Here is a 25,303-nt window from a genome sequence, read left to right on the forward strand (position 1 = left end):
CGGCTCAGCGACCACCGCCGCGGAACACCTCGGCGATCGTCCGGACCAGCACCTTGGTGTCGAGCCAGAGCGACCAGTTCTCGATGTAGTAGTTGTCGAACCGGGCCCGGTCGGAGATCGGGGTGTCCCCACGCAAGCCGCTGACCTGGGCGAGGCCGGTCAGACCGACCGGTACCCGGTGCCGCATCGCATAGTCGGGGTGTTCGGCGGAGAACTTCTCCACGAAGTACGGGCGCTCGGGGCGGGGCCCGACGACGGTCATGTCGCCGCGCAGGATGTTCCAGAGCTGGGGCAGCTCGTCCAGGGACGTACGCCGCATGAACCGGCCGATCGGGCCGACCCGGCGGTCGTCCGCGATGGACCAGTTGGTCTGTGACTCGTGCTCGTCCCGGGGGCGCATCGTACGGAACTTGATCACCTTGAACGGTTTGCCGTACTGCCCGATCCGCTCCTGCCGGAAGAAGATGCCCCGGCCGCCTTCGAGGAACGTCAGCATCGCGCAGAACAGGATGACCGGGCTGAGCACGACGATCGCCACCGAGGCGAGCACGAGGTCGGAGGCGCGCTTCACCGCCCAGCGCGGCCCGGAGAGGGTGGTGTACCGGATCTGCACGACCGGGATCGCTCCGATGTGGTCGGGCATCCCACCGGGTGAACGCGACCCCCAGAGCCGCTGCACCGCCCAGAGGTCGCAGCCGGCGCTCGCGGGGCGGCTCAGCAGCTCCATCAGCGCCGGTTCCGGGCACTCCGGATCGGCGATGATCAGGACGTCGCACTCCGTCATCGCGATCCGCTCCTCAAGGTCCTCAAGGGTGCCGATCAGCGGCACCGAACCCGGGAGGTGGCGGCGGGTGGAGTCGACGCATCCGGCGAACCGGAGGCCGTACCGGGGGTTGCGCCGGAGCAGGCGGGCCAGCTCCAGCGAGAGGGGGCCGCTGCCGATGATGATGGCGTTGTGCTCCACCCAGCGGCGTTGACGTGCGAGTACCACCGCACGTCGGGTGATCGTGCGCCCCACGATGACCAGTCCGGCGGAGAGGGCGATGCCCCGCATGAAGCCGGCGACGTACTCCACCGAGCCGTGCCGCATCGCGGCGATGATCGCCACGGTGCCGGCCGAGGCGAGCAGCCGGCCGCAGAGGGTGGGCAGTTCGTCGAGGATGCTCATGTGCCGCCGGCCCCGATAGAGCCCGCCGGCCGCGAAGATGGTCACCGTGAGACCGGCGGCGAACAACGTCCCCCGCCAGTAACGGTCGCTCAGCAGCAGCGGTACCAGCAGGGCGACCAGGTCGACCGGGGCGGTCACCATCCAGGCCCGGAGGCTGCGGGTCCGCTTCGAGGTGGCCGAGACGGCGTACGGAAGCACGGCGGTGGTGTCGAGCCCGGGCTGGAGCCGCTGCCCCATCGGCTCGTCCGCCGCACGAGGGCGTGGGATCGTCCGCTGGTCGTCCTCGGCCGGTCGGGACTGCTCCACCGGCTGCGGCGCCAACAGACCGGCGTCGTGACTGAGCGCACGTTTCATCGCCGCGCCGGGCTGCACTGCCGGCCATCTCGTCATCTCCATGACCTCCCCCGGTACACGGTCGCGGGATCCCGAGGCCGTGCGAAGTCGCCAGCAGGATACGGCCCGGCCGCGCGTGTTTCCAGGGCCACCCGTGCGCCGTCCGGCGCGACCGGGCCGGTGGCGACCCGGCGGTACGCGCCGTCGCGGCCGTGTTCCGGCGGCGCGTCGAGCCGGTGGTGGTGGCCGGGGCTGGCTCCCGGTCACCGATCCGATGTGGACTGCGAGACACCGCGGCTGTGTGCCGGGCTAGTTCTTGGCGTTGCTCAGGATCTCCGGCACCGCGTCCCGGCGGACCGCTTCGTAGAACTTCTTGGCCCTGTCCCGGTCGGCGAAGACGACGCTCTCGCTGCCGACCCGGCCGGTGCCCTGGGTCGGACTCGTCACGAAGGTGAGGTTGCCGCTGCGCAGATGCCGCAGCTCCATGCCCATGTCGAGCATCGAGAGGGTCTTGTCGACCGAGACCGCGTCGGCGGAGGCCCGGACGAAGGAGTTCAGCTTGGCCGGGTTGGCCAACGTACCGCCGGAGGCGGCCTTGTCCAGGATGGCCCGGATGACCTGCTGCTGGTGCCGGATCCGGGCGAAGTCGCCGTCCTTGAACGCGTAGCGCTCCCGGGCGTAGTCCAGCGCCTGCGCGCCGTCCATCACCTGGGTGCCCTTCTTGAACTCGCGGCGTCCGCTCGGCAGCAGCGAGTGCGTCGAGGTGAACCCCTCCTCGACGGTGATCTGCACGCCGCCGAGCGCGTCGACGATCTCCTTGAAGCCGGCGAAGTCGACGAGCGCCACGTGGTCGACGCGGACCCCGGTGAACTTCTCGACCGTCTGCACCATCAGCGGGATGCCGCCCCAGGCGTAGGCCGCGTTGATTTTTGCGTCCCGGCCGCCGTGCTTGCCGTCCTTGGACTTGGGCACGTTGACCCAGGTGTCCCGGGGGATCGAGACGAGTTGGGCGCTCGACCGGTCCGCCGGCAGGTGGGCGAGGATGATGGTGTCGCTGCGCGAGCCGCCGGTGTTGGACGGGTCACGGGTGTCACTGCCGAGGATCAGGATGTTCTTGGCGTCCTTCGCCACCTTGACCGGGCGGGACTCCTCCGGCACCGCGTCGAACGCCTCGACCCGCTCGATGCCGGACTCCAGCGAATGGACATAGATGCCGGCCGCGACCGCGCCACCGCCGCCCAGCAATGCCAACACCAGCAGGGTGATCAGGACTATCCGCCTGGTGCGTCGCCGCCGTTTCGGAGCCGGTGCGCCCGGGGACCTCCCGTCGGGAGCCACCGCGATGACCTCGGTGGAGTGGGACTCCGCGAGTTGGGGTTGGTGTGGCATGGCTCGATGCTACTGACCGGTGCAACAGCGTAGTGGCCGGGATCCGGGCCGCCACGGCCCGTCCGACCGGTACTGCTGCGTCGCAGGTCAGCGCAGCCACGGTCGACGGACGGTCCCGGATCGTCCCGATGACCTCGTCGGACGAACCGCCCGCCCGGGACGGCGGCACGGAGCCCGACCACGTTCGTGTCGGGGTCGACGCGGTGGTCGGGGGCCGGCGGGAGCGACTGTCGCATAGCCGTCAAGCCCGACATCCGGTCGTGCCGGTGCCGGTGCCGGTGCCGGTGCCGGTGCCGGCCGTGCCGTACCGGGTTGTCGACGGTTCCGGCCAGCTCGGCGGCCTCGTACTTTCCGGCCGAGTATCGCCATTCCCGTGCCGTGGGCCAGCCGGATCGGTGACAGTGCGAGGCGGACGCGGGCAGGACGAGGCGGAGCATGGTGGGGCGGCAGGAGCGGAACGGGCACGGCGGCACACCGCCGGAGCACCCGACCATCACCTTCAGCCCGTCGGCCGAGTTCCCGCCGCTGAACGAGACCGAGCTGGCCGCCCTGCACGAGGTCGGCCGGCGGTGGCGGTCGGACCTGCGGGACCGTCCACCCCGGGACGCCGTACTGCCGCTGGATCCGAGCCTGGAGCAGTACCGGCATCCGCCCGCGCCGAGTCGCTTCCACCGGCTGGGCCGGATCGAGATGTTCCGGACCGAGCGACGGGGGCAGTTGACCGCGACCGGCCCGACGAGCAGCACCGACACCCGGTTCGGCCGGATCAGCGGCGCCCTCCGGCGTGCCCTGCTCGGACCGCCGCTGGCGAGCGCGGCGGTGCTCCAGGAACGGATGCGGAAGCTGATCGCGCTTCCGGTGCTCTCCTCCGACCTGCTCTCCTCGGTGGCGTACGGGCCGGAGGCGATGCTCGCGATCCTGGTACTGGCCGGCAGCGGCGCGCTCGGGCTCTCCCTGCCGATCGCCGCCGCGCTGGTGATACTGATGATCACGGTCGGCACGTCGTACCGGCAGACGGTCTACGCCTACCCGCACGGCGCCGGCTCCTATCTGGTGGCCTCCGACAGCCTCGGTCCGCGGTTCGGGCTCACCGCCGCGGCCGGGCTGATCCTCGACTACGTGCTGACCGTCTCGGTCTCGGTGGCGGCCGGGGTGCAGGCGATCACCTCGGCGCTGCCCGGACTGACCCCGTTCACGGTCCCGTTCGGGCTGCTGGTGATCGCCGGGCTGCTCGCCGGCAACCTGCGCGGGGTACGGGCGGCCGGGAAGATCTTCGCCGCGCCGACGTACCTCTTCATCGCCGCCATCGGACTGCTCTTCGTCGTCGGCGTGGCCCGGGCGGCGGGCCGGGGCTTCGAGCCGGTCCCGCCGCCGCCGGTCGGCGCGGTGGAGGGGCTCGGCCTGCTGGTGGTGCTCCGGGCCTTCGCCTCCGGCGCGTCCTCGATGACCGGGATCGAGGCGGTCGCCGACGCGGTGCCGGCGTTCCGGCCGGTCGAGTGGCGCCAGGCGCGGACCACGCTGACCTGGATGGTCGCCATCCTGGTGGTGCTCTTCGCCGGGCTGACCCTCCTGATCCACTTCAACGGGCTGGTCCCCCGGGCCGACGAGACGCTGCTCTCCCAGCTCGCCCGGGAGACCTTCCGCACCGGACCGTGGTACGCGTTGATCCAGGCCGCCACCACCCTGGTCCTGCTGCTCGCCGCGAACACCGCGTTCAACGACTTTCCCCGGCTGCTCTTCTTCATGGCCCGGGACAGCTACGCCCCCCGACGGTTCCTGCACATGGGAGACCGGCTCGCGTTCAGCAACGGGATCATCGCGCTGGCGGTGGCGGCGGCCCTGATCTTCGTGGCGTTCGGCGGCTACACCCAGTCGTTGATCCCGCTCTACGCCGTCGGCGTCTTCCTGGCCTTCACCCTCTCGCAGAGCGGCATGGTCATGCACTGGCGCCGACACCGCGCCCCGGGCTGGCGCTGGCGGGCGGCGCTGAACGCGACCGGCGCGGTGCTCTGCGCCCTGGTCCTGGTCACCGCCGCGATCACCAAGTTCGTCGAGGGCGCCTGGGTGGTGGTGGTCGCCGTACCGCTGCTGGTGCTGCTCTGCCTGCACATCCGGTGGCACTACGACGCGATGCGGCAGGCGCTGACCCTGCCGGCCACCACGCCCGGCACCGACACCGCCGCCACCCGACCCGACGGCCGCACCGGGGCCGAACGGACCGGCGCGGCGGAGCAGCGCCGCCGGCCGAACGAGGTGGCCGAGACGACCGGACCGGGCGACCTGCGGGTCGACCTGACTCCGGGCGAGGTACGACACCTGGTGGTCGTACCGGTGGCCCGGCTGAACCTGGCGGCGTTGCGGGCGCTGGCGTACGCCGCGTCGCTCGGGCAGCCGGCCTTCGCGGTGCACCTGAGTCCGGAGCAGGAGGAGGCCGACCGGTTCCGCCGACAGTGGGAGACCTGGGGCGACCACCTGCGGCTGGAGACGATCATCTCGCCGTACCGGACCGTGATCGCGCCGCTGGCCCAGTACGTCGAGGCCCTGCACTCGGTCCGTCCGGAGGTCACCCTGACCGTGGTGGTACCGGAGATCGTGGTCCGGCACCTGTGGCACCAACTGCTGCACACCCGTACCGAGCTGCGGCTGCGGCGCGCGCTGCGGGACGTACCCGGGGTGGTGGTCACCAGCGTCCCCGTCCACCTGCCCGAATAGCGCCCGGAGCCGTCGTGGTCTGACGTCCTCGGCATGCCGCTCGGATGATCGCATCCACCCCGTCGACCACCGCCCAATCCCGCCCTCGACCGTTCGGTCGAGTTGTTGCCCGATCGAGGACAATCACCGCCGGGAACCGGCGTGTGGGCCGGGTGGGCGCATCCGGCACAGAGCAGACTGTCCCCGTGGAGGCGCAGCAGGTACTCGGCGGCCGCTACCGGCTCGAAGACCAGCTCGGCCGGGGCGGCATGGCGGTCGTCTGGCGGGCCCGTGACGAGGTGCTGGGGCGCCCGGTCGCGGTCAAGCTGCTGGCCGGCCCGCACGCCCGGGACCCGGTGTCGAGACGGCGGATCCGGCACGAGGCGCGGGCGGCGGCGGCACTGTCGCACCCCAACATCGCCCAGGTGTACGACTTCGGCGAGTCGGTCACCGGCCTGACCTGTGTCCCGTACGTGGTGATGGAACTCGTCGAGGGCGGCACCCTCGAACAGCGGCTCGCGGCCGGGCCGCTGCCGCCGAAGGCCGTCTTCCGGATCTGTGCCGAGGTGGCGGCGGCACTGGCCGCCGCGCACGACCGTGGCCTGGTGCACCGGGACATCAAGCCCGGCAACGTGATGGTGACGCCGTCCGGGGCGAAGGTCGTCGACTTCGGCATCGCCGCCGCGGTCGGACCGGGTGACGCGGACGAGTGGGGTGACGAACTCCTCGGTACTCCCGGATATCTCGCCCCGGAACGGATCAGCGGCGACGCCGTCGTGCCCGCCTCGGACGTGTACGGCGTCGGGGTGCTGCTCTACCGTCTGCTGGCGGGGCGCCCGCCGTGGAGCGCCGAGACCGCGACCCAGATGCTGCGGGCGCACGTGTACGTCGAACCGGCGCCGCTGCCGCCGCTGCCCGACGTACCGGCGAAGGTCGTCGAACTGTGTGGACGCTGCCTCGACAAGGACCCGGAACGGCGTCCGGCGGCCCGCGAGGTCGCCGCCGTGCTCGCCCGGGCCGCCGGGGTGCGGATCGTCGACGACGAACTCGCCCACTCGCTGGCCCCGGCCGCGGTCGACGGCGAACCCTCGACGGTGCTGGTGCCCCGCGCCTCCGGCGGTCGGGGCGCCCAGTTCCGCGCCGGGGTGCTGGCCACCGGGGCGGCGGCGGTCGCCGTCACCGTGCTGCTGCTCTGGCTCGCCGACCCGCTCGGCTCGGGGCTCGGCGGGCCCAGCGGCGCCGCGGAGCCCGGTCCGAGCGACCGGCCGACCGTGGACACCGGCGGGCCGGGGCGCACCGGTGGCGGCTCCGGCACCCCACCGCCGGAACCGGGACCGGTGACGCCGCTCGTCGGCGGCCCGGGGACATCGCCCAGCGCCGTGCCCGGTCCGGTGACCGGGTTTCCCCCCGGCGGACAGCCGGGTGGGGGGCCGGTCACCGGTGACCCGGTCGGCGAGACACCGAGCGGGCCGGGCGAGCCCGCGCCGTCGACCCCGGAGTCGCCGCCGCCGTCGACCCCGGCACCGGACGGGCGGACCCTGACCTCGGACGGCGGATCGGTGGAGGCGACCTGCACCGACGGCGGCGCCTGGCTGCTGTCGTGGACCCCGAACCGCCCCTACCGGACCGACGAGGTCGAGCCGGGACCGGCGGCGGCCACGATGGTCAGGTTCCGGCACGGCAACCGCCAGGTGCGGATGACCATCACCTGTACCGACGGGGTGCCCTCGACCACCAACACCTCGGAATGACCGGTCGGGGCACCTCGTCGGAACGATCCCTCGGGGAGAGGGCGCCGGCCGCGCTCAGATCCGGCCGGCGACGGTACGGGCCACCTCCTCCAGCGGTTCGCGGCTCTCCTTCGGGTCGTTCAGCAGTACCAGCTTGACCGCCACCCACCGGCCACCCTTGGCGACGAAGACGGCGCCGTCCTCGGCGTACGCCTCGTCGCCCACCCCGGGCAGCGGCCAGATCTCGTGCCCCAGTTCGCGTTCGATGTCGAGGAACTTCTTCGCGCCGTCCCCGACGTAGATCTCCACCTGGGCCGTCGGGCCGGTGACCGGTCCGGTGTAGCTGCACGTCTCGCGGACCGGTACGGCGTCCTCCAGCGGCGTACCGGCCAGCTTCTCGGCCTCCGCCCTGGTGACCAGGGCGCAGGCGTCCACCGGGGCGGCCGCCGGTTCCGCCGGGGTCGGCTCGGCCGCCGGGTCGGTACCGGTCGCGGCCGGTTGGACGTCCTGCGGGGCGGCGACCGGCGGGTCACCGCCGCCGAAGCGGCCGCACCCGGTGCAGAGGGCGAGCGCGAGCACGGTCAGGGTCACCAGCACCGGGCGGCTACGGACGATCATCAGCGGTTCCTCTCAGCCCACACAGAGCGGGACGTTCGGCAGGGTCTGGGCCGCCCGGTGGATCGGCCAGAGCTTCTCGCTCTCCAGTTCGAACTTCAGCTTCGTCGGCAGCAGCTTCTGTAGCGCCTCGACCGCCACCGAGGATGCGGTGATCCCGAATCCGCCGCCGACCTTGGCGTTCAGGCTCGCCGACACGCAGCGGGCCAGTGGGGCGCCCAGCGCCGAGCCGTTGGTGACGCCGAGGTCGACCACGAGCTTGGCGTACGGGCCGGCGAAGGCGGCCGGGATGCCGATGCCGAACTGGATCTTCGTCTCCACCGCGAAGGCGAGCCCGCTGGGTCCGATCGAGATGCCGGTGATCGAGTCCATGATGCTGCGCACCACGGAGAGGGTCGGCTTCTGCAACGTACCGCCGATCACGCCGAGGGTGCCGTTGACCGCCCACTCGCCGGCCGCCGTGACCGTGGTGTTCCGGCCACTCAGCCCGGTGGTGACGATGAACTTCCAGGTGTTGCTGTAGACCAGCGGCTCACCCGCGATCGGAATATTGATCTCGACCGGCACCTCGACCCGGACCTTCCGGTTGTCGTCCGCGCCGTTCGCGGCCCCGGCCGAGACGTCGACCGAGATGCTCCGGATGCCGTCGACCGCGAAGGTGCTGCTGCCGATCCGCCCATTCGAGATCGGCACGTCGGCCCGGATCCGCAGGTCGGCGACGTTCATCGCGAAGTCGATGTAGACCTTGAGGTTCTCGTTGGCCGCGTACCCGATCTTCAGGCCGAGCTTGCCCGGCGTCCGGTACGGCTGCGCCTCCCAGTCCCCGACGCTGACCGCGAAGTTCCGCTCCCGGGCCGGCGGCAGCCGGCCACCGCCGGCCGGGGCGAGCCGGATCGGCCGCATCGCGACGACCGTGCTGCCGTCGTCGTCCCGCGGCGCCGCCGCCAGAGCCGGCACGGTCAGCCCCGGGGCTCCGCCGCCGCCGTCGAGCCCGATCGGGGTGTCGGCGGTCTCCGGCGACCGCGTCCCGGCCGGCACGCTCACCGCCCCGGGCAGGTTCGGCACCTCCTGGTACGCCAGGTCGGCCTCGTCGAACCGCCGCTCGGTCCGGAAGTGCGCGTTCCGGAACACCTCGGTCAGGGTCACCGGGGCCAGGGTGACGGCGAGTTCGTCCCCGCTGCGCCGCGCCTGCACCACCCGGCCGACCGCCCGGCTGGTGGCGTACATGATCCGGCCCGGTTCGAGGTCGTCGGCGCCCGGCGCGCCCGCGTCGAGTACCCAGGTCGTACCGTCCGCGCTGGCCGACCGGATCGCCTCCGGCCCACCCTCGACGAGCACCACGTCCGGCTGGTACCTGATCGACCGGTCGCGGCTCGGACCGTACCCGTAGGTGCGGCCCGCCTCGCTCGCGGCGGTCCCGCCGGCCGGGGCGCCACCGTCGTCACCCGGATCGAGCCCGCACCCCGCCATGCCGACCAGCAGGACGGGCACCACCAGCAGCGAGCCACACCACCGCCGCCAACCGCACATCCGCCGCCTCCGCCCTCGACCCGCCGAGTCGGGCAGGCCGCCACCGGCGACCCGCGCCGCCCGGCGCCCCGCCGTCCGGGCTCCATGATGGGCGGCGATGTTCGGAGGCGGTTCAGGAATCGTTCAGGGGGCCGGCCTCCCCGTGGTGGCTCCGGGAAAGGCCGCCGGTTCCACCTCGATCTCCCGCATCCGGTCCAGGTAGTCCTGGTAGCGGCGCGCCGCCTCGCCGTGCCGACCGGTCGCCGAGAGCGCGGCGACCAGTCCCAGGTGCGCCGATTCGTCGTAGCCGTCCTCGGCGGTCAGCCGCAGGTACCAGCCGACCGCCGCCTCCGGCCGGCCGTTGCGCAGGCACCGGCGGGCCAACCGGCGAACCAGCTCGCGGTGCAACTCGGCCAGCGCGGTACGCGGCCGGCTCACCCAGTCGCCGGTCACCTCGCCGTCGTCGCAGAAGTCCCCGGTGTACATCCCGACGACCGCCTCCAGCCGGCCCAGTAACTCCACGCCGCCGGCCTCCTCCGGCACCGGCGGCACGCCGTCGGCTCCGGTACGCCCCCGCGCCGGGCTCGCGCCCTCCGCCGCGAGCGCCGAGCGGGCCGCGTCGTGGAACCGCACCGCGTCCACCGAGACCCGGTCCGGGTCGATCCGCACCGTGGCCGGGTCGGTGTTCAGGTATCTGTCGGCCGGGTGCCGCCGGTCCGGGTCCAGCACGGCGCGGACGGTCGAGACGAGCACCGACAGCCGGCGCAGCGCCACCTCCGACGGCGTCTCCGGCCAGAGCAGGGCGGCCAGGGTCTCCCGGCCCAACGGCCGGCCGAGCTGACCGGCCAGCACCTTCACCAGTTCACGCGCCTTGCGGGACTGCCAGGCCGCCGCCGGTACCGGGACCCCGGCCAGCCGTACCACGAAGTGTCCCAGGGTCTGCACCTCGACCTCGGGCACCGGCGTCGGCCCGATCGCCGCCAGCGGACCGGCGACGTGCCAGGCACCCTCGCGTACGCCCAGCCGGTGCAGCCGCTGGCCGGCGACCTCCTCGGCCGGCCGGTCCGCACCGAGCCGCGCCCGCAGCAGCGCGTTCGTGGCCAGCGCGACCTCGTTGCCGCCGTCGGCCCAGATCTGCGCCGCCTCGGCCAGCGCCACCGCCGGACGGTTCGGGAGCCGGCCGGTGCCGGAGCCGCTGACGCCACCGGTCGGATCCGGCGGTCGGGCTGGCCGGGATCGCCGACCTGCCGCAGCAGCCGGATCCGTCCTGTCGCCCAGTGCGGTGGCGAGCGCGGCGAGTTCGATCGCCTCGGCGAGCCCGGCCGGGTCGCGCCGGGGCCCCGCCTCCGCCCGAGCCCGCTCGGCGTGCCGGTGGGCCGAGTCGACGTCCCCGGAGCAGAGCGCCACCCAGCCGGCGGCGAGTTCGGCCACGGTCGGACCGTTGGCGCTCGGCATCGCCAGGGCGCGGCGGGCGTACTCGGCCGCCAGGGCCGGATCGTCGGCGTACCGGGTACGGGCCAGCCCGGCGCACGCCTCCGTCAGCACCTGGGCGTTGCCGTCGGGTTCGGCCATCGCCAGCGCCGCCTGGTAGCCGGCCACCGCCTGGCTGGTCGAGCCGCAGACCCGGTGCACCCGGGCGGCCAGCAGCAGCCCGAACGCGGCCAGCGGCGAGCCGTCGCGCTGCCACAGGCTGAGCGCCGCGTCGGAGTCGGCCCGGGCCCGGCCGAGTTCGCCGAGCCCGAGCCACGCCTCGGCCCGGTTGTGCAGGGCCAGCGCCAGCAGCAGCCGCTGCCCGGTCCGCTCGCCGAGCCGGATCGCCGCGCCGAGTTCCTCGGTCGCCGCCCGGTACCGGCCCTCCTCCACCAGCCGGGAGCCGACGTTGCAGTGGATCCGCAACTGCTGGGCCAGGTCACCGGCGCGGACGGCGGCGGCGAGCGCCCGGGCGTACGCGTGTTCGTTGCCGGCCCGGTCCCCGGCGCTGAACGCGGCCAGCGCCCGGGCGACGTACGCCGCCGCGATCGCCGCGTCGTCCCGGCTCCGCTCGGCCAGCCGGACCGCCTCGTCGGCGAGTTCCCGGGTCCGGGTCCGGTCGCCGCGGGCCCAGCGCACCGCCGCCCGCCCCGCCACGACCTGCGCATGGTCCGCCAGCCCGCCCGCCGTCGCGGCGCCCGGTGCGGCGCGTTCGAGCAGCGCCTCCGCGTCGTCGAACTCGCCACGCCGGTGCAGCAGCGCACCGAGTTGCCAGGCCAGTGCCGCCGGCAGCGGCATGCCGGCCGGTACCGCCGCCAGGTAGCGCAACGCCTCGTCGGGCTGCCCGTCCCGTACCGCCGACTCGGCGAGCACCAGGTCGACCTCGGGGATCCCGGCCGGTCCGTCGAGGACCAACCGGGTCGCCCGGAGCGGGGCGAGGTCACCGCCGCCGAGCCGGGGCCGATCGGCCAGCCCGCGCAGCGCCCGCTCGTACGCCGCCACGTGCCGATGCTGTGGCGCCGGACCGGCCCGGCGCAGCGCCGAGAGCACCCACAGCGCGGCGAGGTCGGCCTCGTCGAGGGTCGACGACACGTCGGCCGGGTCGGTCAGGCCGGCCAGGCCGGGCGGCACCGGCGCGCTGGTGCCGCTGGGCCAGGGCATCGGGGTCGCAGTGATCGTCCGACCGCGGCCGGCGGCGGAGGTGGCGGAGGCGGCGGGGGCGGAGGCGGCGGGGGCGGCGGGAGCGGCGGGGGCGGCGGCGGAGGGCACGGCGGTGGCGGAGGAGGAGGTGGCGGAAGGTTCCGTTTCGGCGGCGAGGCCGGCGATCGCGGCGACCACTCCCGGCCAGGCGGCACAGTCCAGCGCGGCCCGCCGGATCGCGGAATGCTGCGCCGCCGCGCCCGCCGGGGCCAGCAGTCGCCGTACCTCGGCCGGGGTGAGCGCGAGGTCGGCCGGGCCGATCTCACCCAGCCGGCCGGCGGATCGCAGCGAGTCGACCGGGAAGGGCACCGGCTCACGTCCGGCGAGTACCAGCACCGTGCCGGGAGGGAGTCCGGCGGCCAGCGCCGCCAGCAGGGTGGCGGCCGGCCCGGCACCCAGCAGGTGTACGTCGTCGAGGACCAGCCGGACGGGACCATCCCCCGTACCGGGACCATCCCCCGTACCGCTGCCGGCGCTGGTCAGCGCCTCGACGAGCAGCCCGGCGAGCCCGGCCGGCCCGTCCGACGCCCGCGCCGGGTCCCGCGCTGCCGCCGGTACCTCGACACCCACCGCCCGAAGCGCCGCGCCGACGGCGTCGAAGAGCTGTCGCGGGTCGCGGTCGGCCGGCAGCACGGTGTGCCAGGCCGCCGGTCGCCGGGTCGCCCACTCCCGCAGCAGGGTCGTCTTGCCGGTCTCCGGGCCGGCGACGACGGCGACGAACCGGCGGGCGGCCAGCCGGTCGAGCCGCCGGACCAGTCTCGGTCTGGGCGCTCCGACCCGACCGGGCCCCTCGTCGCCAACCGGTGCCCGTCCCCCACCGGTGATCACGGCACGAGGTTATCCGCCGCCCGCCATACCGGCTCCTGCACCCGCGGACCGCGTCGCCCACCTGGTCCTGCCGGCATGGCCGACGGCACCGGTGGTGTGCGTGCCTGCGCCGAGCGGCGGCCGAGGCGCGGCTCGACCCCGGCCGGTGCGTCAGTTCGGCGGCAGGGTGTCCATGAAGGAGCTGACCGAGAAGACCGCGTTGCCGGCCCCGGGCGGGCCGTAGCCGGGCGGGCTGCTCAGGCCGTTCGCCTCCATCGTCGCCCGGTACGCCTCCAGCAGCCGGATGTGGTATTCCAGCGGCGCGCCCTGCGGGTTGGTCCGGCCGAGCGGGGTGGTCGGCTCGGGGCACCAGGTGGTGAACCGGGGGGTGATCCCCCGGGACATGAAGAACTGCAACCCCTCGGTGGTCGACTCGATCGCCTCGTCGACGGTGGTGAAGCCGAACGGCTCGGCCATCTCGATCCCGGCCACGAAGTTCGGGATGACGTTGCGCGGCCCGAAGATCTCGGCGGAGTCGAGGATCCGGCGGTGCCACTCCTCGCGACCGACGTACCGCTCCTTGCCGGGGCAGTAGAGCTCGAAGAGCCGCTTGTCCCAGACCTCGTAGTTCGGGTGGTAGATCCGGATCCCGTAGTCGTGGAACCGCTGCACGTCCGCCTTCGGCAGGGCCTGGGCGACGACCTTGCCGATCCACCGGCCCGGGAACCGCTCCTCGATCGCCTTGGCGTACCGACCGTAGAAGTCGGCCTCGCCGAGCCCGTCGACCTTCGAGGTGACGCTTCCCCCGGTCAGGGTGTACGCCTTCGAGGCGCCGAGGGTGTCGTGCCGGTCGATGATCTCCATCGCCTCCAGCACCTCGTCCACCGGCTTCACCCCGGTGTACGGCCGCCCGGCCGCCTTGTGCTGGCGCCAGTTGTGGTTGATGTCGCAGTACTGGCACTCCTCCTTGGCGCCGAAGTACTGGCAGACCCGGAAGACGGTCAGGTAGATCAGGTAGCCCCACTGGATGGTGGGGGCGACCTCCATCACCGACTTGCCGCCCGCGAGGGTGTGCCGGTAGTACTCCGGCATCGGCGGCAGCCCGACGTCGGCGATAGGCCGGTCGTCCAGGTAGAGCCGGAGCACCCCGTCGCCGCCGTCCTTGACCCGGTACGGCGAGTCGGGGTTGACCCGCACCGAGACCACCGTGCGGCGCAGCTCGTACGGGCCGCCGGTCAGGACGATCTCCTCCGGTGGCCGGCGCAGCGCCGCCGAGCCCAGCTCGGGCAGGGTCCGGTGGTCGAAGGAGAAGATGAAGTACGACTTCGGCTTGACCTCGCCGTTCTCGTTGTCGGTCAGCGCCGAGTCGTCGAACGCCATGCCGCCGCGGAGCAGGTCCTCCTTGAGGACCGCCTCGCGTGGGATGTGCGGGAAGCGCCCCATCAGGTCCTCGACGAGATCAGTGCGGGTCTGCACGCGCGCTCCTCCGGTCCGCTACGACGCCGTCGGATCTCCCGACGAGCCTGTCGTCACCATGGCACCCCGCACCGGCTGGCCGGTGACCGCCTCCTCGGCGGTGTGCCCCCGACCACGCTACCCGCGCCCCGACCGGGCCCGGCGAGTGGATCAAGATCGACGCGGCGGCCGGCGGGCGCGGGCCCGGGGAGACCGGATCCGGGCGGATCGGCGGACCCCGCCACCCGTCCGGGTCAGCCCAGCAGTTGCCGCTTCTGCACCTTCCCCATCGCGTTGCGCGGCAGCGCGTCCACCAGGTGCACCCGGCGGGGCCGCTTGTGCCGGGACAGCCCGGTGGCGACGAAGTCGATCAACGCCTGGGCGGTCACGCCGTCGCCGACGACGTATGCCACCACCTCCTGGCCGAGGTCCGGGTGCGGGGCGCCGACCACCGCCGCCTCCCGGACGCCGGGGTGGGCGAGCAGCATGTTCTCCACCTCGCCGGCCCCGATCCGGTACCCCCCGCTCTTGATCAGGTCGATGCTGGCCCGGCCGACGATCCGGTGCTGACCGTCCGGCCCCACCGTCGCCACGTCACCGCTGCGGAACCAGCCGCCCGGGGCGTACGAGGCAGCGGTCACCTCCGGCAGCCCGAGGTAGCCGGTGAAGAGGGTCGGGCCGCGCACCTGAAGCTCCCCGATGCTCTCCCCGTCGGCCGGCAGCACGGCACCGGCGTCGTCGACCAGCCGGGTCTGCACCCCGGGCAGTGGCAGCCCGACGTGTCCGGGCCGGCGGTCGCCGTCGACCCGGGTGCTGACCGTGATCAACGTCTCGGTCATGCCGTACCGCTCGATCGGCCGGTGCCCGGTCAACCCGGCCAGCCGGGCGAAGACCGGCTCCGGCAGCGGCGCGCTCCCGGAGACCAGCAGCCGCGCGCCGGACAGCGCCCGCGCCGACCCGGGATCGTCCGCGATCCGCGACCAGACCGTCGGTACCCCGAAGAGCAGCGTCCCGCCGGCCGCCGCGTACCGGTCGGGGTGGGGTCGGCCGGTGTGCACCAGCCGGCAGCCGACTCGCAGCGCCCCCAGCACCCCGAGAACCAGCCCGTGTACGTGGTACAGCGGCAGCCCGTGCACCAGGATGTCGTCCGGGGTCCACGCCCACGCCCGCGCCAGGGCGTCCAGGTCGTGCGCGATCGCGTCCCGGGTCAGCAGGACGCCCTTGGGTGCCCCGGTGGTGCCGCTGGTGTAGAGGATCAGGGCGGTGGCCGTACCCGGTGGTTCGGGGAGGCCGCCGGGGAGTGCGGGTCCCGCCGCGCGGACCGGCTCGACCGGCACCGGCACCGGGTACGGCGGCGGGGTGTCCGCCAGCAGCAGCGCGGCCCCGGAGTCGGTGAGGATGTGCGCCAGTTCCACCGGTCCGGCGTCGGCCGGCACCGGCACCACCGGTACGCCGGCGATCAGCCCGCCGAGCACCCCGACCACGCCGGAGAGCGAGGCGGTGGCGTACACGGCGACGGCCGGTGCCCCGACCAGCCGGCCGGCGACCCCGGCGGCGGCGCCGCGCAACTCCTCCCACGAGGTCGTCTCGCCGTCGACCCGGACCGCGTCCGGACGGTCCGGCAGCACCCCACTCAGCGCCGGCAACAGCATCTGTCCCTCCCGCCCGTCGGTTGCCGACGATCCTGCCAGCCGCTCCCGGTCGCGCCGAGGTGCGGAACCTGCCTTCCCGGCGACAGAACCTGCCTTCCCGGCGGCGGAACGTACTTTCCCGGCGGCGGAACCTACTTTCCCGGCGACGGAACCTACTTTCCCGGCGGCTCAGACCGGAGGGTTCGGCTCGATCGCGAACTGCCGCCGGTCGCGCAGCACGTCGGCGACCACGACCCCGGCCAGGACCGCGGTGGCGAGGAACGGCACGGCCAGCATCGGCAGCACGGCGGCGACGGGGGTGAGCAGGACGAAGGCGAGCAGCCCGTACCACCGGGTGACCGCGACCCGGCGCTGCACCTCGTACTCGCACCACACCCGGCCGAGCAGGAAGAGCACCGGGCCACCGAAGATGACCGCCACCCAGGCCGGGTCCGGTTCGGCGTACGGGTCGTTGATCAGCAGGCCGTAGCCGACCGCGCTGCTGACGATCCCGCAGACCATCACCAGGTGGGTGTATCCGGCTGCCCGGCTGAACCTGACCTGGTCGCGGCTCTGGTCGAACGCCTCGGCCAACGGCCTCTCCGGCTGGTAGAAGTAGATGCGCCAGAAGAGCACGGTGGTGACGAAGGTCGCCACGAAGGTCGCGGTCCGCTCGACCGCGAAGCCGACGGCACTGAGTACGAACCCGCTGACCAGGATCGCCTCGCCGAGCGCGATCAGCAGCACCTGCTGGTACCGCTCGGCCAGGTGCGCCGGGGCGATGCTCCAGCCGTTGACGTCGGTGCGGCCGAGCCCCGGTGTCGGCCAGCGCAGGGCGGCGCCGAGAAACTCCAGGACCACCGCCACGGTCCAGAAGATTCCGCGCCCGGTGCCGCCGCTGAGCGCACCGGCGATCCAGCCCACCGAGGAGATCGTCGACCAGAACAGGATCCGGATCGACGCCGGTTGCCGGGGATGCCCGCGCAGGGTCAGCACCAGGAAGAGCGGGCGGCCGATCTGGATCGCGACGAAGGTACTGGCGAAGACCAGGCCGCGCTCGCCGAAGGCCTGCGGCAGCGACACCGCCATGATCATGGCGCCGAACATGGACCCGATGACCACGAGCTGGACCTCGATCCGGCGCGGGTCGAACCGGCTGGTCGCCCAGGCGGTGAGCAGCCAGACCTGCCAGAGGGCGAGCAGGACCAGGAGGGTCTGGCCGAGTTCGGAGAGCAGGGTCCGGCGGCTGACGGTGAAGTCGTCGGTCAGCCGCTGGGAGAGCCGGGTGAGCGCGAAGACGTACACCAGGTCGAGGAAGAGTTCCAGGAAGGTGGCGCGGCCCTGGCTCCTGGAGTCGCCGAGGTGGCCGACCCGGTCATCGGCCGCCACGGGCGGTCCGCCTTGTCCCGATCTGCCCCGTCACTCGGCAGTCATACCACGGCCGCCGCCCCCCGGATGGGCATAATCCGGGCACTGGCGGACCGGTGGGCGACCGCCCGGTAAGGTGCGGTCGCCCACCTGCGGCACGGACGACCCCTGCGGCACGGACGACCCCGGCGGCCACGCGACCGGGCCGGGTCAGCCGACGGGGACGTCGGGCCGGGTCAGCGCAGCGGTCAGGCCAGGGCGGCGCGGGCCGCCACGGCGGTGTCCGGGTGGTCGCTGAAGACACCGTCCAGGCCGAGGCCGTAGAAGAGTTCGTACTCGGCGACGATGTCGCCGCGGGCGTTCGGATCCGCCCCGATCCGGAAGTCGGCCGGCAGGAACTGGTTCTCGGCCCGGAACGTCCAGGCGTGCACCACCAGGCCGGCCCGGTGCGCGTCCCGGACCACGCCGGTCGGGGCGAGCAGCCGGCCGGCCGCGTCCCGGGGCACCAGCAGGTTCTTGTGCACCCCCACCCCGTCGGCGTAACCGTCGATCCAGCGCAGGTTCGCCGGCTCGACCAGGTCGAGATAGGTGCGCGGGTCACCGGCCACGGTGAAGTCGTACGGCCGGCCCGCCGCGTCCAGCAACTGGACCAGCCGTACGTCGGTCAGCTTGTTCAGCATGCGCAGGTTGGCGGTCTCGAAGGACTGGATGATCACCGGATCCTTCTTGCCGGTCATGCCGTTCTTTCCGAGTACCCGCACCAGCGGCTCCTCCAGCGGCAGCCCGATCGACCGGAAGTAGCTGGGGTGCTTGGTCTCCGGGTAGATCCCGATGCTCCGGCCCAGCCGGCGGCTCTCGCTCCGGGCCAGGTCGATGACCTCCTGGAGGGTCGGCACCGGCAACCGGCCGTCGAACGCGGTGTTGGTCACCCGCACCTGCGGCAGCCGCTCCTTGGCCCGCAGCGTCTTCAGCTCGGCCAGGGTGAAGTCCTCGGTGAACCAGCCGGTGACCGCCGTACCGTCGATGGTCTTGGTGGTCTTGCGGGCGGCGAACTCGGGGCGGGCGGCGACGTCGGTGGTGCCGGAGATCTCGTTCTCGTGCCGGGCCACCAGCACCCCGTCCCGGGTGGAGACGAGGTCGGGCTCGATGAAGTCGGCGCCCATCCGGATCGCCAGCCGGTAGGCCTCCAGGGTGTGCTCGGGACGGTAGCCGCTGGCGCCGCGGTGTGCGATCACCAGCGGCCGGTCACCGGCCACCGGCCGCGACCGGTCGTCGTGCGCGGCGGCCTGGCTGGTTGGCAGCGCCACGACGGTCGCCAGCAGCGCGCCGGCCAGGCCGAGCGAGGAAAGGGTACGTGCCAAGGTCGTCTCCCGTCGGTCGAGGCGGGGCCGTGCCGCCGGGCGCGGCTCCGCTCGTGGATCGACCTGGAATCCAACCCCGTCCGGGCGACCAGCAGTCGGGCGACGGCTGTCCGGACGGTGAACCTCCGGGGTGTCGACACCCGGCACCCAGCCCCGTCATCGGGCCCCCTCTCCCCGGCTACGCCCGGGTCGACGGAATTATCGCCGACCGTCCACTCCGGCGGGCCGGGTACGGGTCGAGCGCACCCTTGACCACCGATGCCTAACCGTTAAGCTCTAGCCGCTAGGCATCGGAGGTCGGTGGATGAAACACCTTCTGCTCGGGCTGCTCGCCGCCGGCCCGGCCCACGGCTACGAGCTGCGTCGGCGCTACGACGAGCTCTTCGCCGACGCGGGCGGCGAGGTCAACATCGGTCAGATCTACGTGACCCTCGGCCGGCTGGAGCGGGACGGGCTGGTCGCACACACCGCCGAGTCCGGTGGCGACCGACGGGACCGCAAGGTCTACCGGCTCACCGAGCCCGGCACGGCGGTACTGCACGAGTGGCTCTCCGCCCGTTCCGATCCCCCACTGGTCAAGCCGGACGTGCTGCTCCGGCTGGTCGCCGCCCGGCTGGCCGCGCCACTGCTGCCCGACGTGGATCCCCGGACGGTCATCACCGACCACCGGCAACGCTGCCTGGAGGCGCTCCGGGCCCTCGACCAGCAGGCGGCCCGCACCGCCGCCGGGAGCGTCAGCGGCCTGCTGGTGCAGGCGTCCGCGCTGCACCTTCAGGCCGAGCTGCGCTGGCTGGAGGCGTGTCAGCAGCAACTGGCGCAGATCGAACTCAAGACCTCCTGGGAGGGGGACGGCGATGAGTGACCCGCTGCTGCACGCCCGCGGCCTGGTACGCACCTACCACGGCGGCGTACGCGACCTCGCCGCCCTGCGGGACGTCTCGATCGAGGTGGCGGCCGGCGACTGGGTGGCGGTGACCGGGCCGAGCGGCTGCGGCAAGTCGACCCTGCTGCACCTGCTCGGCGGGCTCGACCGTCCCGACCGGGGCGAGGTGTGGCTGGCCGGCCGGCGGCTCGACACCGGCTCGGAGAGCGAGCGGGCCCTGCTGCGACGCCGGCACGTCGGCTTCGTCTTCCAGTTCCTCAACCTGGTGCCGACGATGACGGTCGCCGGCAACGTGGAACTGCCGCTGGTGCTCCAGGGCGTCGGGCGGCGCGACGCCCGGCGGCGGGCGCTGGAGGTCCTCGACGAGTTGGGCGTGGCCGAGGCGGCCGACGCCGCGCCGGCCGAACTCTCCGGCGGGCAGCAGCAGCGGGTGGCCCTGGCCCGGGCCGTGGTGCACCGCCCCGACGTGCTGCTCGCCGACGAGCCGACCGGAGCACTGGACTCGGCCGCCGCCGAAACCGTGCTCGACCTGCTGCGCCGCCGTCACGAGGAGGGGCAGAGCATCGTGCTGGTCACCCACGACCACCGGGTCGCCTCGGCCGCCGACCGGGTGGTGACGATGCTCGACGGGCAGATCGTCGACGAGCGGGACCTGACCGGCCCGGCCGGGCGGCCGACCTTCGGCAACCTGATCAACCTGGAGGGCTGAGTGTCCGCCATCCTCCGGCTCGCCCGCTCGGGGCTGCGTGGCGGCAACCGGGCCACCGCGATCGCCACCGTACTCGTCGCCGCGCTGGCCACCACCGGCGTGGTCGCCGGGCTGTCGGTGCAGGGACAGGGCGGTGCGGAGGTGGACCGGATCTACCGCGACGCCGGCCGGCCGGACCTGGTCGTCTACGGCACCCCGGAAGCGCTGGAGGCGGTACGCCGGGACCCCGCGTTCGCGGCCACCTCCCCGGTGAGCCCGTACCTCGACGCGGCGGTCGCGCTCGGCCGGGACTCCGTCGACGCCCGGATCACCGCCCTCGTCGCCGGCACCTCCCCGCCGGGCCGGCCGCTGCTGCGTACCGGCGGATGGCCGGCGAGCGGCGTAGCCGGGGAGGTGGTCTTCGACCAGGCGGCCGCGACCGAGGCCGGTGTCGGGGTCGGTGACCAGATCCGGCTGACCGTCGGCGGTCGGCCGGCGACGCTGACCGTGGTCGGCACGGCGATCGACCTGACCGACTGCTTCTATCCGGACTGCGACCCGATCCGGCTCTTCGTCGATCCGGCCACCCTCGCCACCCTGGCCACGCGCGCTCCCACACCGCCGGCCGGCAACCCCACACCCCCTTCCGCCAGCCCGACACCGCCGGCCGGCAGCCCGACATCACCGGCCGTGGGTGAGCCGGTCGGGGCGTCCGGGGGCGGTCCGCCGGGGGCGGGCGCGGCGAGCGCGCTGCTGGTCGCCCGGCTGGTCGACGCCGACCGGGCCGACGCGGTGGCCGCCAGGCTCGGTGTCCGGGCCGGGGTCCAGGGAGTGCAACCCTGGCCGGACACCAGGGACGACATCCTCGTCCGAGACCGGATCTTCGGTGCCTCGCTGGCCGGCTTCGGCATCTTCGTCCTGCTCGCCGCCGCCTTCGTGGTGGCCGGCACCGCCACCGCCCGGCTGCTGGCCCGGCGGCGGGAGCTGGCGCTGCTCCAGACGGTCGGCTACACCACCCGACAGCTGATCACCGGACTGGTCACCGAGGCGCTGCTGCTCGGCGCGGTGGGCGTACTCGCCGGCTGGGTGGCCGGCACCCTGCTCGCCCCGTACCTCCAGGTCGGTCTCGGCGGCGCACTCGGCCGGCCGGGACCGCGGATCACCCCACTGTCGTTGCCCGGCTCCGCCCTGCTGGTCGGCACGGTGCTCGCCGCCGCCACCGTACTGCCGGCCTGGCGGGCGGTCCGGCAACCCGTCTCCGGCGTACTGCGTGACGCCCCACCGCGCGGCTCGGCCCCGGCCCGGACCACCCGGCTGCTCGACCGGCTCCGGCTCGGCCCCGCCTACCGGTACGGCCTCGGCGCCGTACTCAGCCGTCCCGGGCGCTCGGCGTTGACCGCCGCCGCCCTGGCGGTCGCCGTGGCGGCGGTGGTCGTCGGGGTCGGCTTCACCGCCACCGTGGACCGGATGCTCGCCGAGCCGGCCCGCAGCGGTGACCCGTACGACGCCGTCGTGGTGGCGGGCGGCACCGATCCGGCCACCCTGGCCGCCGCGCTGGCCGGTACGCCCGGCGCGGCCGGCTGGTACAGCCAGGTCGACCGGCGCAGCACTTTCCGCGACCAGACGTTCCTGTCCCGTGCGATCGGTGGGGATCCCGCCGACGCCCGCTTCCTGGTCCGGGAGGGTCGGCCGTTGCGGGCGCCCGGCGAGGCGATCGTCGGGTACGGCCTGCTGCGCCGGTTCGGCCTCCAACTCGGCGACACGATCGAGATCAGGGCCGGCGAGACGACGCTGCGGTTGACCGTCGTCGGCTGGTACAGCGAGACCGAGGACACCGGAGAACTGCTGATGTACCGGGCCGAGATGCTGCCCGGGGTGGCACCGGACGCGTACCTGGTCTCGGCCGCCCCGACCGGTACCCCGGAGGCGCTGGCCGCCGCGTTGCGGGACCGGCTCGGTCCCGGCGTCACGGTGCACGCCCGGTCCGCCGATCCCGGTGACCTCGGTACCTTCACCGTGGCGATGCGGTTGCTGGCCCTCCTCGTCCTGCTGGTCAGCCTCGCCAACCTGGCCGCCGCGCTGCTGACCGGCGCCCGGGAGCGGGCCCGGACCCTCGGCGTGCTCCGCGCGGTCGGGTTCACCGTCCGGCAGACCCTCGCCCAGTCCGCGATCGGCGGTGCCGCGCTCGGCCTCGCCGCCGCGCTCGTCGGCCTCCCGGTCGGCCTGCTGGTGTTCCGGCTGCTCACCGACCGGGTGATGGTCGGCATCGGTGCCGGCCCCGGCCTCGCCGAACTCCCCTCCGCCGGGCTGCTCGCGGCGATCGTGCCGGCGACCACCCTGGCCGGCGCGCTCGCGGGCGTCCTGGCCACTGGCCGGCTGGCCGGAACCGGGGCCGCCCACCTGGTCCGCTACGAGTGACCGCCGCCGCCCACCTGGTCCGTTACGAGTGACCGCCGCCGCCCACCTGGTCCGTTACGAGTGACCGCCGCCGCCCATCTGATCCGCTACCAGTGACCGCGCCGCTCAGAAGGTGACCGGCAGGCTGCTCAGCCCTCGGGTCCGGAACGACGGCCGCCAGGCCAGCTCGGCCGGGTCGACCGCCAGGGCGAGCTTCGGAAACCGACGCAGCACCGCCCCGATCGCGATCTGCGCCTCCAGCCGGGCCAGCGGCGCACCGACGCAGTAGTGGATGCCGTGTCCGAGCGTCAGGTGCGCGTTGTCGGGCCGCTCCAGGTCGAGTGCGTCCGGGTCGGCGAACCGTTCGGGGTCCCGGTTCGCGGCGGCGAGGCAGAGCAGCACGGTGGCCCCGGCCGGAATGGTGGTCCCGCCGATGGTGAGGTCGGTGACGGCGAATCGGCGCAGCGCGACCGTACCCGGTGGTTCGTAGCGGAGCAGTTCCTCGACGGCGGCCGGCGACGGCTCGGCAGCGTTACGGGCCAGCGCCAACTGCTCCGGGTTGCGCAGCAGGGCGAGCAGGCCGGTACCGATCACGTGCACCGAGTTCTCGTAGCCGGCGAAGAGCACCAGAAAGGCGAGCGAGGTCAGCTCGTCCTCGCTCAACCGGTCGGAACCGTCCTCACCACGGGCGGCGTCGTCGACACCGGGCGCGGCATCCTCGTCGCCGGTGTCCCGGGCCGCGATCAAGGCGGTGAGCAGGTCGTCGCCCGGGTTCCGGCGCTTGTCGGCGATGAGCCGGACCAGGAAGTCCTGAATGGACAGTATCGCCCGACCGGCTGCCCGGGGATCGTCCGCTGGCGGGGCGAGCATCGCGTCGGTCCAGCCGCGCAGCGCGGCCCGGTCCGCCTCCGGCACGCCCAGCAGGTCGCCGATGACGGTGACCGGCAGCGGACCGGCGTACTCGGCGACCAGGTCCGCCCGCCCGGCCGGGGCGATCCGGTCCAGCAGTTCCTCGGCCGCCGCCTCGATCCTCGGTCGCAGCCGGGCGATCCGCTGCGGTCCGAAGGCGTACCGGACCAGCCGGCGGATCCGGGTGTGGTCCGGTGGATCCATGTTCAGCAGGTTGGCGTCGAGGGCCGGAGGCAGCGAGAATCCCTTCCACCCGTCGGTGGAGTTCACCTTGTCCAGCGACAGTCGAGAGTCGGCGAGCCCGGCCCGGACGTCGGCGTAGCGGGTCACCAGCCAGACGTTCGCGCCGTCGGGGAGGGTGAGCCGGTGCACCGGGGCGGCCGTGCGCAGGGCCGCGAACCCGGGGTACGGGTCGGCGATGAACCGCGCGTCGAACAGGGAGGCGGCGTGCAGGGGCGCTCGGTCTCGCGTCGATGGTGTCCCGGTCACCCGGACAGGCTACCGGTGGCCGGTCGCCCGGCACGGCGGCACGCGCCCGGCACGGTGGCACGCGCCCGGCACGGCGGTACGCGCGCGGCGCCGCAGTGGCACGCCGCGCGCGTACCGGTGGGTCAGAAGTCGTCGTCGAACCGGACGGTGCCGGTCACCCCGAGCTGGTACGCCGAGACCCGCCGCTCGAAGAAGTTGGACAGCTCCTGCACGTCCTGCAACTCCATGAAGGGGAACGGGTTCGTCGACCCGTAGAGCGGGGCGATGTCGAGCTGGGCCAGCCGGCGGTCCGCGACGTACCGGAGGTACTCCCGCATGTCCGGGAGGGAGAGTCCGGAGACCCCGTGTTCGAGCAGGTCCTCGGCGAACTGCACCTCGCACTCGACCGCCTCGGCGAGCATCTCCCGGACCTGGCCGCGCAGCTCGTCGTCGAAGAGGTCGGGCTCCTCCCGGCGTACGGTGTCGACGACGTCGAAGGCGAACGCCATGTGCATCGACTCGTCCCGGAACACCCAGTTGGTGCCGGAGGCGAGCCCGTGCAGCAGCCCACGGGACCGGAGAAAGTAGACGTACGCGAACGCGCCGTAGAAGAAGAGCCCCTCGATGCAGGCGGCGAAGCAGATCAGGTTGAGCAGGAACGTTCGCCGGTCGGCCCGGGTCCTCAGCTCACGCAGTTCGAAGACGGAGTCGATCCACCGGAAGCAGAACTCGGCCTTGCGGCGGATCGACGGGATGTTCTCGATCGCGGCGAAGGCGGCGAACCGCTCCTCGTCGTCCGGCACGTACGTGTCGAGCAGGTTGAGGTAGAACTGCACGTGCACCGCCTCCTCGTAGAGTTGGCGGGAGAGGTAGAGCCGGCCCTCCGGCGAGTTGACGTGCTGGTAGAGGTTGAGCACCAGGTTGTTGGCCACGATCGTGTCGCCGGTGGCGAAGAACGCCACCAGCCGGCCGACGAGGTGCCGTTCGGCCGGGGAGAGCCGGTCCAGGTCGGCCAGGTCGGCGTGCAGGTCGACCTCCTCGACCGTCCAGGTGTTCCGGATCGCGTCCCGGAACCGGTCGAAGAAGTGCGGGTAGCGCATCGGGCGCAGGGTCAGGTCCATTCCGGGGTCGAGCAGCATGGGTCCCTCACGGTCGCTGGTGGATCGGTCGGCGGCGCGCCGGCCGTTGACGGCGGGCGCGGTGGAAGGTGCGGCGGCGGTGGTCACCGGCA

16 protein-coding genes are annotated in these 25,303 nt (G+C 73.6%); 5 read left to right on the forward strand and 11 right to left on the reverse strand.

Annotated features, from left to right (window positions below; genetic code table 11):
• Nucleotides 1-4 precede the first annotated feature (4 nt).
• Together C6361_RS07175 and C6361_RS07180 are read right to left on the reverse strand one after the other, a co-directional pair.
• On the reverse strand, nucleotides 5-1,558 hold the full coding sequence (locus C6361_RS07175) for a sugar transferase (RefSeq protein WP_234359379.1): 1,554 nt from the start codon (nucleotides 1,556-1,558) through the stop codon (nucleotides 5-7).
• A 252-nt stretch (nucleotides 1,559-1,810) separates the two neighbouring features.
• A complete protein-coding gene (locus C6361_RS07180; RefSeq protein WP_234359575.1) occupies nucleotides 1,811-2,770 on the reverse strand; it encodes an LCP family protein in 960 nt (319 codons plus the stop codon).
• Between the two features lie 555 nt (nucleotides 2,771-3,325).
• Between C6361_RS07180 and C6361_RS07185 the strand changes: the two genes are divergently transcribed.
• Together C6361_RS07185 and C6361_RS07190 are read left to right on the forward strand one after the other, a co-directional pair.
• Nucleotides 3,326-5,602 (forward strand): APC family permease, encoded by a 2,277-nt coding sequence (locus tag C6361_RS07185; RefSeq protein ID WP_107267202.1) that lies wholly within the window; start codon nucleotides 3,326-3,328, stop codon nucleotides 5,600-5,602.
• A 185-nt stretch (nucleotides 5,603-5,787) separates the two neighbouring features.
• Nucleotides 5,788-7,332: a serine/threonine-protein kinase gene (locus C6361_RS07190; RefSeq protein ID WP_234359380.1), complete on the forward strand. Its 1,545-nt coding sequence runs from the start codon at nucleotides 5,788-5,790 to the stop codon at nucleotides 7,330-7,332.
• Between the two features lie 54 nt (nucleotides 7,333-7,386).
• Here the strand turns inward: C6361_RS07190 and C6361_RS07195 are convergent, their stop codons facing one another.
• From C6361_RS07195 to C6361_RS07225, 7 genes are all read right to left on the reverse strand, one after another.
• Nucleotides 7,387-7,929 (reverse strand): DUF3558 family protein, encoded by a 543-nt coding sequence (locus tag C6361_RS07195; protein WP_107267204.1) that lies wholly within the window; start codon nucleotides 7,927-7,929, stop codon nucleotides 7,387-7,389.
• Between the two features lie 12 nt (nucleotides 7,930-7,941).
• The gene (locus C6361_RS07200; protein ID WP_107267205.1) at nucleotides 7,942-9,456 is read right to left on the reverse strand and encodes a hypothetical protein; all 1,515 of its coding nucleotides are present in this window, start codon (nucleotides 9,454-9,456) and stop codon (nucleotides 7,942-7,944) included.
• A 123-nt stretch (nucleotides 9,457-9,579) separates the two neighbouring features.
• Nucleotides 9,580-12,933 (reverse strand): BTAD domain-containing putative transcriptional regulator, encoded by a 3,354-nt coding sequence (locus C6361_RS38975; RefSeq protein WP_107267206.1) that lies wholly within the window; start codon nucleotides 12,931-12,933, stop codon nucleotides 9,580-9,582.
• Between the two features lie 150 nt (nucleotides 12,934-13,083).
• Nucleotides 13,084-14,388: a radical SAM protein gene (locus C6361_RS07210; RefSeq protein ID WP_107267207.1), complete on the reverse strand. Its 1,305-nt coding sequence runs from the start codon at nucleotides 14,386-14,388 to the stop codon at nucleotides 13,084-13,086.
• A 233-nt stretch (nucleotides 14,389-14,621) separates the two neighbouring features.
• On the reverse strand, nucleotides 14,622-16,019 hold the full coding sequence (locus tag C6361_RS07215) for an acyl-CoA synthetase (protein ID WP_107267208.1): 1,398 nt from the start codon (nucleotides 16,017-16,019) through the stop codon (nucleotides 14,622-14,624).
• Nucleotides 16,020-16,187: 168 nt separating this feature from the next.
• Nucleotides 16,188-17,387 (reverse strand): low temperature requirement protein A, encoded by a 1,200-nt coding sequence (locus C6361_RS07220; RefSeq protein WP_107267209.1) that lies wholly within the window; start codon nucleotides 17,385-17,387, stop codon nucleotides 16,188-16,190.
• Nucleotides 17,388-17,614: 227 nt separating this feature from the next.
• Entirely contained in the window at nucleotides 17,615-18,727 is a 1,113-nt protein-coding gene (locus C6361_RS07225) for a glycerophosphodiester phosphodiesterase (protein WP_107267210.1), read from the reverse strand.
• A 304-nt stretch (nucleotides 18,728-19,031) separates the two neighbouring features.
• Between C6361_RS07225 and C6361_RS07230 the strand changes: the two genes are divergently transcribed.
• From C6361_RS07230 to C6361_RS07240, 3 genes are read left to right on the forward strand one after another with little or no spacing between them, the layout of a single operon-like run.
• On the forward strand, nucleotides 19,032-19,589 hold the full coding sequence (locus C6361_RS07230; RefSeq protein ID WP_199853279.1) for a PadR family transcriptional regulator: 558 nt from the start codon (nucleotides 19,032-19,034) through the stop codon (nucleotides 19,587-19,589).
• A complete protein-coding gene (locus C6361_RS07235; RefSeq protein WP_107267211.1) occupies nucleotides 19,582-20,319 on the forward strand; it encodes an ABC transporter ATP-binding protein in 738 nt (245 codons plus the stop codon). The genes C6361_RS07230 and C6361_RS07235 overlap by 8 nt, the downstream gene beginning before the upstream one ends.
• Entirely contained in the window at nucleotides 20,320-22,716 is a 2,397-nt protein-coding gene (locus C6361_RS07240) for an ABC transporter permease (protein ID WP_107267212.1), read from the forward strand. It abuts the gene before it with no gap.
• A gap of 105 nt (nucleotides 22,717-22,821) precedes the next feature.
• Here the strand turns inward: C6361_RS07240 and C6361_RS07245 are convergent, their stop codons facing one another.
• Both C6361_RS07245 and C6361_RS07250 read right to left on the reverse strand, forming a co-directional pair.
• Nucleotides 22,822-24,093 carry a cytochrome P450 gene (locus C6361_RS07245; protein ID WP_234359381.1) on the reverse strand — a complete coding sequence of 424 codons (1,272 nt, stop codon included), beginning with the start codon at nucleotides 24,091-24,093 and terminating at the stop codon, nucleotides 22,822-22,824.
• A gap of 122 nt (nucleotides 24,094-24,215) precedes the next feature.
• A complete protein-coding gene (locus C6361_RS07250; protein WP_369931412.1) occupies nucleotides 24,216-25,298 on the reverse strand; it encodes a ribonucleotide-diphosphate reductase subunit beta in 1,083 nt (360 codons plus the stop codon).
• Between the last annotated feature and the right edge of the window lie 5 nt (nucleotides 25,299-25,303).

It is taken from the genome of Plantactinospora sp. BC1, from assembly GCF_003030345.1.
Lineage (GTDB): Bacteria > Actinomycetota > Actinomycetes > Mycobacteriales > Micromonosporaceae > Plantactinospora.

Excerpts from the sequence above, each read along its gene's own strand:
- C6361_RS07175 (WP_234359379.1), bottom strand. The coding sequence starts at position 1,558 with ATGACGAGATGGCCGGCAGTGCAGCCCGGCGCGGCGATGAAACGTGCG.
- C6361_RS07185 (WP_107267202.1), top strand. The coding sequence starts at position 3,326 with ATGGTGGGGCGGCAGGAGCGGAACGGGCACGGCGGCACACCGCCGGAG.
- C6361_RS07195 (WP_107267204.1), bottom strand. The coding sequence starts at position 7,929 with ATGATCGTCCGTAGCCGCCCGGTGCTGGTGACCCTGACCGTGCTCGCG.
- C6361_RS07200 (WP_107267205.1), bottom strand. The coding sequence starts at position 9,456 with ATGTGCGGTTGGCGGCGGTGGTGTGGCTCGCTGCTGGTGGTGCCCGTC.
- C6361_RS07215 (WP_107267208.1), bottom strand. The coding sequence starts at position 16,019 with ATGCTGTTGCCGGCGCTGAGTGGGGTGCTGCCGGACCGTCCGGACGCG.
- C6361_RS07230 (WP_199853279.1), top strand. The coding sequence starts at position 19,032 with ATGAAACACCTTCTGCTCGGGCTGCTCGCCGCCGGCCCGGCCCACGGC.
- C6361_RS07235 (WP_107267211.1), top strand. The coding sequence starts at position 19,582 with ATGAGTGACCCGCTGCTGCACGCCCGCGGCCTGGTACGCACCTACCAC.